Below are 12,880 nucleotides of genomic sequence, written 5' to 3'. Positions count from 1 at the left end.
GCCTCCCTAGTATGGGGCCGGTCGGGAACGATCTCCGAGAGGCTGGTTGGCGAGTGAACTGGGTCGCGATTTGGGTCACCTGCAAACTGGCCGGTCTCACGGCGTTGGCGTTGTTGTGTATCGGCCTTCCCATCGCGTATTGGCTCAGTTTTTCCCGTTGGCGATGGAAATTTCTGATCGAGTCAGTCGTCGCCTTGCCGCTGGTGCTTCCTCCGACCGTCCTGGGTTTTTACATCCTTATCGCCATCGGCCCCCACAGTCCGTTCGGCCGGCTCTATACAAACCTGGTCGGTCATCCCCTCCCGTTCACGTTCGAAGGTTTGCTCCTGGCGTCGATTCTCTATAGTCTGCCCTTTGCCGTGCAGCCATTTGCGGCGGCGTTTGATCAGGTCGATCGGCGGGTGATCGAAGCATCCTGGACGTTGGGGGTGTCGAAACTCAAGACCTTCTTCAAACTGATTGTGCCGCTGTCCACAGCCGGGCTGGTGACCGGCGCGGTATTAAGTTTCGCTCATACGATGGGGGAGTTCGGCGTGGTGCTGATGATCGGCGGCAATCTCGAAGGCTCCACCCGTACGGTCTCGATAGACATTTATGATGAGGTGCAAGCGTTGAACTATGTCGGCGCGGCCCAGACGGCCTTGTTTCTTCTGGTGGTGTCCTATGCCGTGCTGCTGGGGGTATACGCGCTGAACCGAAATGTGTGGGCAGCATGGCCGCGGAAATAGGGATTCACCTCGTTAAAACATTCCCCGGGCGTGCGCCGATCCGGGTGGGGATTCGGTATCCCGTGGAGGCGTCGACTGTTTTGATTCTCTTCGGTCCGTCCGGGTCAGGAAAGACGACGATCCTTCGTTCGGTGGCCGGATTGGAATGGCCGGAAGAGGGCACCATACAATTCGTGTCGCGCACCTGGCTCGATACCGCCTCAGGCGTGAGGGTACCGCCGCAGGATCGTCACATCGGCTACATGGCGCAGGACTACGCGCTCTTTCCCTGCTACACGGTGGCCGGAAACATTGCCTATGGACTCGGCCATCTCTCGGCCTCGGATCGTCACAAACGGGTCGACGAAATGGTGGAATTGTTCCAGCTGCGCGGGATGGAGGCGGCGAAGCCGCGTGAATTGTCCGGTGGACAACAACAGCGTGTGGCGCTGGCGCGTGCGGTCGCCCCTCGTCCGCTGCTGCTGTTGCTGGATGAACCGCTGTCCGCCTTGGATGCGCCGACGCGGGTGCACCTCAGAGACGAATTGCGAGGGCTGTTGAAGCAACTCGCGCTGCCGTCGATCATCGTCACGCACGACTGGACGGAAGCCCTCACGCTTGGCGACGTCATGGCCGTCATCAGCGCCGGGAGCGTGCTCCAAGTCGGCGCGCCGATCGACGTGTTCAGTCGTCCGCAAAATGCGGATGTCGCGCATGTCGTGGGGGTGGAGACGGTGGTCAAAGGGCGGGTGGTGGGATCGGCAGGCGGCATGGTGCAGGTGAGCGTGAATGGGACGACACTCACGGCGGTCGAAGGTGAATCGGCCGGTCCCGACGTGTTCGCCTGTATCCGGGCCGAGGATGTTGTGTTGGAACAAGGGCGCGCCTCCGGCAGCAGTGCGCGTAATCACCTGACGGGCACGGTGCAGGCAGTCACCATGCTGGGCGCGCTGGCACGGGTCACGCTGGATTGTGGATTTCCCCTCGTGGCCATGGTGACACGGTCGACCGCAGAGGAGTTTCAGCTTGCTACCGGGGTCGTCGTCACGGCGGCGATCAAGGCCGGAGCCGTTCATTTGGTGTCGAGGCAGGAGGTCTAGTGCGGGAACATTACTGGCGGTGCCACTCGCCGTTCGGCGTCATCCCAATCCTCACTGACTAAAACGCACCGGTCATGCTGGCGACGAACTTGTCCCGCATGATTGGAGTGGCTTCCTCAATCTTCAAGGTTTTCTGGAGCACATGGGCGACGGACCGCATGGTGAAGGTGCGCGGCTGTTCGGCGTTCCCGCGATCCGTGACCAACACGTCCGCAACACAGAGATAGAGGCTACCTTCGCTCGACGGCGGTGGAGCCATGCCCGGATAGCCGCCTTGTGCTCTTGCTGCCATGCGCATGAGCGCGTTGAGGTCCGGCGACCCTCCATTGCCCATTGCCATGGCGCGTAGGGCCTGCGCATTCATGTCGCTCCCGGGCATTCCCGCGAACAACGCTCCCGTGAGATCCTGATCGAGGCCCCCTGTCCCGTCCAGCGGAGCGCCTCCACTGCCGATTCCCGCACCGAAACCGGCCTTGGCCACGGCTTCAGGCCTGACTCCATCTCCCGCTTTGTGACAATACACAATTTGCGTTTGCAGCCAGTAGGCGGCCGATGACGGGTCTTGTACGATCTGATAGCCCTTGGTGGTCAGCCTGACGGGAATAGCCGTGGGTGTCACGAGTTGGTTTTCTGACGTATTTCGAATTTGGACGTAAATGGTCCGTGCCACACTCGGCGGCAGCAAGATCGACCGATCGTTGACCAGGCCGGATCGCACCACATTGCTGCACCCGGTCAGCATGAGCCAACCGAGTAGGAGAACGAGGGGTGCGTCAATGGATCGGGTCGTCTTCATGTCGAATCACCTGCCCGGCTCAATCAGAAATGCCCCGCCACTGCGGCACTGAGCCGTTGTTGCACCAACGGCGTCGCTTCTTGTTCATCCAGTGTTTTCTGATACACGCTGGCGGCCAGCCTGGTCTGGTAGACCCCGCGGGGCAGTGGTGCGCCGGGCTGTGAGATGGGCATCGTCCCGCCTGTTTGATCGAGGTCGGTGATTTGAAGATCCGCGATGCAGGCGTAGGTAATGTTCTCGTTGGCATCGGGCCGCGACGGGCCGCCGAACATGTTTCCCACGGCACTGCCGATCCCGTGGGCGGCACTAAGCCCCATGCTGGCTGCGCCTCCGGCAAGAGCCCCTTGGGGGCCTGCCATACTTGCCATCCCGGCTAGTCCTTGCAGGCCTGCCATGAGGGAACTCCCAAAACCAGACCCATACCCACCGGCCACCATCTCCTCGACGGGGACATCCACTTTTGTCTGGTTGCAGTAGACGATGTTTGTCTGCACCACATAGGCGGCCCCCCGTGGATCCTGCACCACCTGATAGCCTTTGGCGGTGAGGCGACTCCCGAGGTCATCAAGGGACACAGCCTGGTTGTCTGATGCATTACGGACTTGCAGGAGGATCGAGCGTGCCACCGAAGGCGGGAGGAGAACGCTGTTACTGGCCAGCAAGTCCGTATCCCGAACATTGGCTGTGCAGCCGGTTGCGAGGAGTAGGCCGACCAGAAGACCGACGAAGGAGCCTTTTCCCATGATCGCGCTCCAGAACGAATACAATCGGTGTCCCGGTCAGAAGAATTCGCGGCGCGATTCTATTGGAATGGGGGAGAGGTTTCAATCAAGAAAACCGAGTTTCTGCGAAAAAATCCTCTCCCCAAAATCTGTGGATATCTCTGTTGATAGTCTTTCCAGCGAACGCGAATAGTGCCTGTAGTCCACGCCACGCACCAACTTGCCTATTTGTTGGGCATAGAGCGAGACCTTCCTGAGACCACAATATATTGTGGTCGTCATTTGAAGTGTATGTATTAGCATTCATATTTGTACAACGCGTCATGATTTCCGACAGTCACCTGTGAATTCATGTTTATTTGCTGTCCTTCCCCAAATGGCTCTTGACTTATGCACAGAAGAAACTCGCTTTCGTGAAAATAATGACGAATCCCGCCGCAAAATCCGCTCTGGAAAGCGGTGAGGGAATAGTCAAGAACGAAGAGCGGATAGGCCATTGACAGAAGATTTAATTTGTGTAACCATTGGTTACATGATGACGGCGAGCGAATTCAAGCAATGTCGGGAACGGCTTGGGCTAACTCAGGAAGAGTTGGCCCAAGCCTTACGCACGACCCGAGTGTCGGTGGCCCGCTATGAGTCCGGCATGCGCCGGATTAGTGGTGCGGTTCAAGTGGCGCTGACGCAGTTAGCGATACGGACGGAAGTTCCCATGGCGGGGGTGGTAGCGGCGGGGTTCCCCATTGAGCCGATCGCTCAGTCGGAGTGGGTCGATGTTCCCCCCAGCATGATACGGCCCGGTGAGACGTTCGCCTTGCGTGTCAAAGGGGAGTCGATGATCGAGGACGGCATTCTTCCCGGTGATGTGGTGGTCGTCCGAAAGCAAGCCGCTGCGCGGAACGGGCAGACGGTGGTGGCATTGGTCAACCGTGAGGCGACGATCAAGACTTATTTCAAGCGCGGTGACACCATTGAACTTCATCCCGCCAATGCCGCGATGCGTCCTTTGGTCATTACCTCAGCAGACGAATTTTCCATTGAAGGCATCCTCGTCGGTGTGATTCGCCACTGCGACAACGCGTAATTCAAGGAGGCAGGATGATGAGCAACCAGCAACAGATGATGGTGGAACGGGTTGACGAACTCGAGCGCATGATTGTCCGCTTGAACGGCCGTATCGGTGCATTGCAGCGGGAGTTGAAACTCACCAAAGGGATGACGGGCCTGGGGTGGAGTGGTGGCTCCAGGCTGCGAGCCATCTGGGGAGGCATCAAGCCGGTTGTTCCCGCGGCGCATCCCGTTCGGGAAAACAGGAGGATTGAACGCCATGAGCACTGTCTGTTCTGACATTGAGGCTGCGACAGCCGGTTGTTGTGCGGACTGCGGGCAATTCGTGATGCGGCGGACACCGTTGTGCGACGAGCAGGCGAAGACGACGCGGGAAATTTGTATTCGTTGTCTGGTCTTCGCCTATCAACGTCGGCAGTTTGAGAGCGGTTGTTGCGGGTGAGGTAACTCTGGGCGTGACACACGGCTAAGCGGAAGCATGCACGGATTGTTCGCTCCCGCTCGGAACGTTTCACATTCGTGGTCGTGCCGCACATGTGCTCTCCAAGGATACGACGTGCGGCCGATCACCGCTCTCGTGTTCTCGCGAGGCGCCGCCTTCTGTACAGCAGCATTCATTGTGCGGACTCACCGCTCAACGGTCCATCCCCATATTCGGCAGATGCTCCGCTCGTTAAGGCTCGCCCTATCGGAGGACGCTGCAAGTAGGTATCTGGCAAGTACCAGTCGAGTAATTTGCCCAAGCTGAGCGAAGACAGGTCTCCCATCAGCGAAAAATTCCGTGCGGCTCCACTATTGTTCTGGCTGTGCAATATCAATATCATGTCCGCGAGTACCAATCCGTTTTTCTTTGCACAATATTCTGCGAAGGCGAACAGCAACTGATTCAGTCCACGCCTTGCTGCGGGGGCGACTGATGAAGAAGTGACTGACGTCGCATGATGGCTGAGGGTGATTCTGCACGCCATGCGATGGATGTGTATCGCTCTTTTGCCTGTTGCCGAGTTAAGAAATGGTGATTCTATGATCCGGCTGGTTACCCGAATGGGCCTTATACGGCGTAAGAAAGGCACTATGCGCATATACGTATTGTGTTTTGTTGTTTTGTGGTGCGTGCCACAGAGTGTGGCTGCGGACAACACCGATTCTGATTTGTCGGAAACCGCGCGACTGTTGGCCATTCTGCTTGATTCCGGTCGAGTTGCGATCGGACGCAATCAGACCCTCATCAACGACCCCTCAAGCGCGCAGACGGCCTTTACGCAGGATCTGTTTGCCGCCCAGACCACAGCCATTTTTAAGGAGCGTACGGGACATAACCTGGACGATCTCGCCAACGCGAATGTGCCGGCCTCGGCGAAACGATTGTTGGAACGGTTGTTGATGGAGAGTAAAAAGACCGTGGAGAGTTATCAGCCTGTGCTCAATATGAAGGGGTTGAAGTATAAGGGGCTTATTCCTGCCACGTTCAGCACGGAAGCCGCTTCACGATTTCAGAAATGGTCCGGTGTCTATTTGAAGCAGACGGCTCCTGAACACCTGCTCCGCAATACGAGCAATAAACCCGACAGTTTTGAGGCGGAACATATGAAGGAACTGAGCCAGGCATCGGTCCAACGAGAGAAGGAAGCAGTCGTCAGCACGATAGACGGAGGAAACAGCGTGCGAGTTATGCTCCCGCTTTATTACGAAAAGGCCTGTTTGAGTTGCCATGGGGAACCAAAAGGCGAACGGGATATTTCAGGATATTCCAAAGAGGGCGGCAGAGAAGGTGAGCTTGGTGGGGCGATCAGCGTCAAAATTGATATGAGCCATCTGGCTGTTCGTTAAATTTCGAAAGAAAGGCTCGCGACTCTCCCATAGACCCATCGTGCGCTTCCCTTGTGGCGTAAGCTGCGAGATTCTTTGAAGGACGAACGGCATTATTTGGCGGCGGTGTCGACCGCTGGCTTTGTCATGTCCGGCCACCTATTGCCTCGTGAGTGGCTTGCCTGCGCTGTGCGATCTGCCGGCATCACCCTCCAAGTGCTGAACACTCAATTACATGATGCCGTTCTCAGTTTCATGCTTCTCCGAAGTAGTTACCCATCCAATGCCGCAAGATCGGACGCCAGAACGGGAATAGCCATGGATGGAAGAAGGGCTGCTCGAGCCGGGATCGAATTCGGACATGAAGTGCGGCTCTCTGCATGGCAACCACGCGATACATTGAAGAATTATGTGGCGGTGGTGAACCGCAGGAGTCGCGGGCTCGGGCTGTCTGTGCCAATGGCCCGTTTCGGCAACGTAAGCTGCTCTCATAGGTTTGGGTAGGCGTTGCCGCCTACCCAGGGCTGACCCGTTCGGCCTGCCAGTCGCGTCGTCCCTTCTTCCCGGCGAGAGTCCGATCCCCCCTGTTGCGTCAAGTTCTCGATCTATTCAGCCGATATTTCTACAGAAAAGGTGAACTGAGGCTCAGACGTGTCTCCCCATGGAGAGCATCTGCACGGAAGGTGTGCCGAGTCCTGAAGCGATGACACGAGGAATCTTTCGCATAGCTGGTCTGTTGGGGACGGTTCTGTTCATCTCAGGATGCATGGTCAAACCCTATGTCCTGACCCAGGACGATGTGCAAACTCGTGTCGCCAAGGACCTTGAAACCGTGTCCGCTCTCCAGGAACCCCTGTCCGGGCCGATCGACCTCTATGAAGCGATTGCCCGGGCGCTGAAATACAACCTGGATGCCAAGGTCAAAGCCATGCAGGCGCAGTTGGCGCATCAGCAATTGAACGTGGCTCACTACACGTTGCTGCCTCAGTTGTCCGCCAATGCGGGGTTCGATGGCCGCAACTCGTATAGCGGCGGCGGTGCACAATCGTTGCTTGACGGTCGCCCTGTCCTCGAACCCTTTACCTCATCCGACAAAAACGTGGTGTCGGGGAATCTCGCGCTCAGTTGGGATGTGCTGGACTTCGGCCTGTCATTCGTTCGTGCCCAACAGGCGGCGGACAACGTGATGATTGCCGAGGAGGAACGGCGACGTATTGCTGTTCGACTCGTCCAGGATGTCCGCAGCGCCTACTGGCGAGCCATCAGTGCGGAACGGGTACTCGCTCGGGTGAAGTTTCTCGATGAATCGGTCAACACGGCGTTGGAGCGGGCGCAGCAGATCGTCGACAAGAAGCTCCAGACGCCCTTGACGCCGCTGAACTATCGTCGCGACTTGCTCAATATTCAGCGCGAGGTTCAACGCCTCTATCGCGAGCTCAGTACGGCACGAGTTCAGCTCGCTTCCATGATGGGCTTGCCGCCGGGGACTGAATATGAACTGGAAGTGCCGCAGCGGACGAGCACGCTGCCGGTGGTGAATCTCAACACCGAGCGAATGGAAGAGCAGGCGCTGCTCTATCGCGCCGAACTGCGGTCCATCGACTATCAAAAGCGAATCAATGCCAAGGAAGCGCGAGCGGTGTTTCTGGAACTGTTTCCCAATTTGAAGCTGAGCCTCGGCGGGTATTACAGCAGCAACAGCTTCTTCCTTTATCAAAATTGGCTCGGATACGCATCACAGGTCAGTTGGAACTTAGTCTCGGCCTTTCGCATGCCGGCCAAATTGAAGGCGGTGGAGGCGCATCGTCAGGTGCTGGATGCCCAAAGCACGGCGTTGACCCTGACGATTCTGACGGAGGTCCATGTCGGTGCGTTGCAGTTCGCCCACGCGAGTCAAGAATACTTCACGGCGAAGAGTTACCACGAAACGCAATTGGCGATCACCGACCATACCAAGAATTTGTGGCTCACGAAGAGCACCACCGACCTGACCCTCATTCGTGAACGGGTGAATGATGTGTTGGCTGAGGTGCGGATGGACAGCGCGCAGTCGGGAGTCGAATCGGCCTACGCCACCTTGATGGCGTCGATGGGGGAGGATGCCGCGCCGACCGGCCTTGACGGTCAGACGGTGACGGAACTCGCCGACGCATTGCGGAAACAGTGGGCGCCTGCCACGCGCGCGGTGTCCGAGACAGGAAGGAGACCGGAACTCCATGCGATACCGATGGCCAATTAATGCAAGTGTCGGGCTGATGGTCTTCTGGATGGAGCTCTTCGCCCCCCAGGTGAGTTGGCCGAAAGATGAGCGATCGGCGATGGTGTTGCGGGGTGTGAACGGGGCGTTGCGCGGCATCGTCAAAGCCAGTACGCAGGCGGTGCTCTACTCGCAGATTCAGGGCCGGGTCAGTCAGGTGCCGGTGCGGGAGGGGCAACGGTTCGACAAGGGGGCGACCCTGGTCGAAATCGACTGCGACAAGTACCGCGCGGAACTGGCGGGTGCCATGGCCGAGCACGAAGCCAAAGACAAAACTGTTCGGAACAACAAAGAGCTCACCAAGCTCAACGCCGTCAGTACGTTGGAACTCGAAATCTCTGAAGCCGAGGCAAAAAAAGCCGTTGCGGCCATCCGCCTGGCAGAGATCAATGTGCGCAGTTGTCATATCGCGGCGCCATTCTCCGGCCGTGTCGTGGCGGTGATGGTCAACGAACATGAAAATGTCTTTCCCAATGACAAGCTGCTCAGTGTCCTCGATGACTCGAGCCTTGAGATCGAACTGGTGTTGCCTTCATCTACCTTGTCGTGGCTGAAGCGGAAATCGGCGTTCACGTTCACGGTCGACGAAACACACCGGGAATATCCGGCCAAGGTGAAAGAAATCGGGGCGAATGTCGATCCTGCAAGCCAGACGGTCAAAGTGGTCGGCAGCTTCGGATCGCTTCCGGCTGATGTGCTCGCAGGAATGAGCGGCACGGCCCAGTTCGCATCGGGACAACCGTAAGACCATGGCGACCTCCACGGCTCCAAGCGCTCAGGAACTCGCGACGCTGGTCCATCTGGCGACCCTCACCCACCTGGAGGGGCAGATCCGCGTGGCGAAGACCATCCCGGAACTGCAGTTTCTCTCCGTCAATGAGACCCGTCGGCTGGTGCCCTACGATCAGGCCTATCTCCTGAGTCCTGCCGGCGGAGACTCCGACGCCTATCGAGTGGTCTGTGCGTCCAGCGTGGCCATCGTTGAACGCGAGGCACCGGTCATCCGCTGGCTGGAGCAGATGACGCACGCGTTGAGGCAAGAGCAGCCTGGCAATGAACCAAAAATTCTCACAGAGGAGACCTGCCCCGAAACCTGCCGCGAAGGATGGCGTGAATATGTGCGTGGCCATGTCTTGTGGTGCCCCCTGCAGCATCCGGACGATACGGTGCTGGGTATCTGGTGGTTCGAGCGTGAGAGTTCGTGGGAAGAAAACGACGTGGCGATCCTGCATCGGCTCGCCGGAAGTTTCGCCTATGCGTGGAAAGCGGTCGCGCAGCGAAGCCGGATCTGGCCGGCGAAGATCAAGACACCGTCGGCCTGGTTGATCGGCGCGGCGATTGTGGCCGCACTCTGTGTGCCGGTCCGGGTCTCCACGGTCGCGCCGGTGAAGGTGATGGCAAATGAGCCCACGATTGTGAGCGCGCCGATGGATGGTGTGATCGCCGAGGTCCTGGTGCCACCGAATACGGTGGTCGCGCAAGCTCGGCCACTGTTCCGCTATGAGGACACGAATCTTCGGAATCAGTTCCAGGTCGCGGAAAAACAATTGGCCGTGGCGGAGGCCGAACATGCCCAGGCGATTCAGGGCGGGTTTGCCGATCCACAACGAAAAGCCGAGGCCCCCCTCAAAGCCGCAGAAGCGGCGTTGAAAGAGACGGAATTAGCCTACGCGCGAGAGATGCTCGATCAGGTTGAGGTCCGCGCGCCGCAGGCCGGACTGCTCCTGTATACCGACAAGGCCGACTGGATCGGGAAACCCGTTGCCGTCGGGGAGCGGATTATGGAAATTGCCGATCCGCGGCACATAGAGCTGCGAATCGATTTGCCCGTCAGTGACGCACTGCTATTGAAGGAAGGGGCCGATGCCGTGGCCTTTTTCGATGCGCTTCCGCTCGAATCGTTCGCGGCGACCGTGAGCCGGGCCAGTTACCATGCGGAGGTGTTGCCTGGGGATGTGTTGGCCTATCGGGTGACGGCCGAATTGGCGACTGCCGATCCCCGCATTCGGATTGGCTGGCAAGGGTCGGCGAAGGTGTATGGTGAGCGTGGCCCGCTGGCATTTCTGTTGTTCCGCCGTCCGTTCACGGCGTTGCGCCAACTGATCGGAGTGTAGCCGATGGCCGGCCCGGCGCCAGTGTCTCCACCACAAGCACGCAAGCTGCCTCCGCTGAGAAGGAATCTGCAGTTTGTCCGAGGCGCGCCCACGCCGGAAGGGGTGCCGACCTGGACGATCGTCGATCCCGTCCGCAACAAGTACTTTCAGATCGAGTGGCTGGTATACCAGCTCTTGCAGCGCTGGTCGTCCGGAACCGTGGAGCAACTCGTCGCCGTGACCAGGCGTGATACCACGTCGCGCATTGGTGCGGAGGATGTCGAAGACCTGGTGAGGTTTTTGTACGCGAACAACCTCACGGAGCAATCGGCCAGCGGGCAAGTCAAAGACTTCGTCGAGCAGGAAGCGGCACGCCATCATGTGTGGTGGCAGTGGCTCCTGCATCACTATCTGTTCATCAAAATTCCCCTAGTACGCCCGCACAGTTTTCTACAGGCCACCCTGCCCATGGTGGCGCCGTTCTATACACCCATGGCGGCATGGGTGTTTGGAGTGATTGGCGCCATCGGCCTTTTTCTGGTGGGGCAGCAGTGGGACACCTTCAGTTCAACCTTCCTGCATTTTTTCAACTGGCAGGGAGCTCTGATGTATGGCGCGGTCTTCTGCGCCGTCAAGGTGGTGCATGAATTGGGGCATGCGTATACGGCGACCCGGTTCGGGTGTCGAGTGCCCACGATTGGTGTGGCCTTGATGGTGATGATGCCGGTGCTCTATTCGGACATCAGTGATGCGTATCGGCTCAACTCGAGGCGGAAGCGGCTGTGGATCGCTGCGGCCGGAGTGGTTGCCGAACTTGGACTCGCTGCGGTTGCGACGTTGTTGTGGGGGTTCCTGCCGGACGGACTGCTCCGAAGTGTTGTGTTCGTCGTGGCGACGACAAGTTGGGTGATGAGCCTCGCCATTAACCTCAACCCCTTGATGAGGTTTGATGGATATTACCTTCTCGCAGACTGGCTTGGGATTCCTAATCTTCAGGATCGAGCCTTTGCCTTCGGCCAGTGGCGGATGCGGGAGCTGCTCTTTTCGCCGGGTGTGCCTCCGCCTGAAGCCGTTGGGCCCTCCAGCAGACAAGTGCTGGTCGGCTATGCCTGGAGCATCTGGCTGTATCGCCTTGTCCTGTTCACCGGGATTGCCCTGACGGTCTATCACTATTTTTTCAAGATTCTGGGGATCCTGCTGTTTCTGGTCGAGATCCTGTTTTTCATTTGCCTGCCTGTCTGGCGGGAAATCAAGGCCTGGTGGAGTCGTCGTGCCGCATTTGCCCGCACCGGTCGTTTTGCGGTGACGATGAGTGTCTTGGGCACGATGCTGTTACTGGCCTGTCTTCCCTGGGCCAGTCGCGTGGCCATTCCCGCGGTGTTACAGGCCGGGTCGTACGCGACGGTCTATCCCCCCGGACCGGGACGGATCGTGTCGGTGTCGGTGCATGCGGGGCAGTCGGTGCGAGCCGGAGACACGTTGGTCGTCCTCGAAAATCCGAAATTGGCCAAGGATGCCCAGTTGACGCGGACTCAGGTGGAGCTCTTGGATTTCAGGCTTCAACGTCAGGCTGGCTACGAAGAGGATCGTATTCAAGGTCAGGTCCTCGCCGAGTCGTTGCGATCGAAACTTGTTGAGTTGGACGGGGTTGCGGAGAAGCAGCAGCGCCTCGTGCTGCAGGCACCCATTGATGGTGTGGTGGTTGACCAGGCCGATTCGCTGTATCCCGGCCGGTGGATCAACGAGAAGCTGGCGGTCGCGTACGTGGTGAATTCCCGCACGGCCATGATTGCGGCCCTTGCACCCGTTGAAGATGTGGACGCGTTGGCGGTCGGGCAGGAAGCGCGTTTCATTCCAAACGATGTGACGCGTCAGGCCTCTCGCGCCCGGGTCACCGAAATTCGGGATGTGGACGAGCAGGACGTTTCCGTGCCCTACCTGGCTTCGATCTATGGTGGCGCCGTGCCGGTACGAAAAGATTCGCATGGTCGACTACAGGCGGAGCAATCGGTCTACCGCGTTGAACTTGAAGTCCTGGATGAGGTTGTGCGGGCGGACCAAGTCGTGACCGGACTGCTCCACGTCTCCGGAAAACCCCAGAGCCTGGTCGCTCGAGTATGGGACCGAGTCGTGGCGGTCATCATTCGCGAGAGTGGTCTCTGATCACGATCGCCGGAGTCGTGTGCCGAGCGAGGATCGATTTCGCCGCGACGATCCACCCTTTCCCCCTGATGGCGGCCGCTGTCCATTCGTCACCGTCATTGGTCGTTACTGCCTGAGCAGTTTCAACCCCGGATCAATCGGACGTCTCCTTGCTGCAGCCCTTCA

General features: G+C 58.5%; 12 protein-coding genes. 10 read left to right on the top strand and 2 right to left on the bottom strand.

What is annotated here, in order from left to right; translation table 11 throughout:
- The first annotated feature begins 53 nt into the window (after positions 1-53).
- Together modB and JNL86_09180 are read left to right on the top strand one after the other, a co-directional pair.
- Positions 54-728, top strand: a complete 675-nt coding sequence (gene modB, locus JNL86_09185; GenBank protein MBL8043076.1) for a molybdate ABC transporter permease subunit — start codon at positions 54-56, stop codon at positions 726-728.
- Positions 713-1,807 (top strand): ABC transporter ATP-binding protein, encoded by a 1,095-nt coding sequence (locus tag JNL86_09180; GenBank protein MBL8043075.1) that lies wholly within the window; start codon positions 713-715, stop codon positions 1,805-1,807. The genes modB and JNL86_09180 overlap by 16 nt, the downstream gene beginning before the upstream one ends.
- Before the next feature lie 58 nt (positions 1,808-1,865).
- Here JNL86_09180 and JNL86_09175 read toward each other — a convergent pair whose 3' ends face one another.
- Positions 1,866-2,603, bottom strand: coding sequence for a hypothetical protein (locus tag JNL86_09175; protein MBL8043074.1), 738 nt, complete (start codon positions 2,601-2,603; stop codon positions 1,866-1,868).
- 23 nt (positions 2,604-2,626) lie between these two features.
- Complete coding sequence (locus tag JNL86_09170) at positions 2,627-3,346, bottom strand: hypothetical protein (protein MBL8043073.1); 720 nt, start codon at positions 3,344-3,346, stop codon at positions 2,627-2,629.
- A 511-nt stretch (positions 3,347-3,857) separates the two neighbouring features.
- On the opposite strand from JNL86_09170, the gene lexA reads away from it, so the two are divergent.
- From lexA to JNL86_09130, 8 genes are all read left to right on the top strand, one after another.
- The gene (gene lexA / locus JNL86_09165) at positions 3,858-4,409 is read left to right on the top strand and encodes a repressor LexA (protein MBL8043072.1); all 552 of its coding nucleotides are present in this window, start codon (positions 3,858-3,860) and stop codon (positions 4,407-4,409) included.
- A gap of 14 nt (positions 4,410-4,423) precedes the next feature.
- The gene (locus JNL86_09160) at positions 4,424-4,672 is read left to right on the top strand and encodes a hypothetical protein (protein ID MBL8043071.1); all 249 of its coding nucleotides are present in this window, start codon (positions 4,424-4,426) and stop codon (positions 4,670-4,672) included.
- Entirely contained in the window at positions 4,653-4,835 is a 183-nt protein-coding gene (locus JNL86_09155; protein ID MBL8043070.1) for a hypothetical protein, read from the top strand. Before JNL86_09160 ends, JNL86_09155 begins: the two co-directional genes overlap by 20 nt.
- A 683-nt stretch (positions 4,836-5,518) precedes the next feature.
- Positions 5,519-6,223 (top strand): DUF3365 domain-containing protein, encoded by a 705-nt coding sequence (locus JNL86_09150; GenBank protein MBL8043069.1) that lies wholly within the window; start codon positions 5,519-5,521, stop codon positions 6,221-6,223.
- 745 nt (positions 6,224-6,968) lie between these two features.
- Positions 6,969-8,441, top strand: coding sequence for a TolC family protein (locus JNL86_09145; GenBank protein MBL8043068.1), 1,473 nt, complete (start codon positions 6,969-6,971; stop codon positions 8,439-8,441).
- The gene (locus JNL86_09140; GenBank protein MBL8043067.1) at positions 8,419-9,204 is read left to right on the top strand and encodes an efflux RND transporter periplasmic adaptor subunit; all 786 of its coding nucleotides are present in this window, start codon (positions 8,419-8,421) and stop codon (positions 9,202-9,204) included. The genes JNL86_09145 and JNL86_09140 overlap by 23 nt, the downstream gene beginning before the upstream one ends.
- 4 nt (positions 9,205-9,208) lie before the next feature.
- A complete protein-coding gene (locus JNL86_09135; GenBank protein ID MBL8043066.1) occupies positions 9,209-10,573 on the top strand; it encodes an HlyD family efflux transporter periplasmic adaptor subunit in 1,365 nt (454 codons plus the stop codon).
- Positions 10,574-10,576: 3 nt separating this feature from the next.
- Complete coding sequence (locus JNL86_09130) at positions 10,577-12,715, top strand: HlyD family efflux transporter periplasmic adaptor subunit (GenBank protein MBL8043065.1); 2,139 nt, start codon at positions 10,577-10,579, stop codon at positions 12,713-12,715.
- Positions 12,716-12,880: the final 165 nt, after the last annotated feature.

Origin of the sequence: Nitrospira sp. (assembly GCA_016788885.1) — a bacterium.
GTDB lineage: Bacteria > Nitrospirota > Nitrospiria > Nitrospirales > Nitrospiraceae > Nitrospira_A.
Note: the sequence above shows the minus strand (reverse complement) of the source record. Positions and strands in the feature narration are given on the sequence as shown.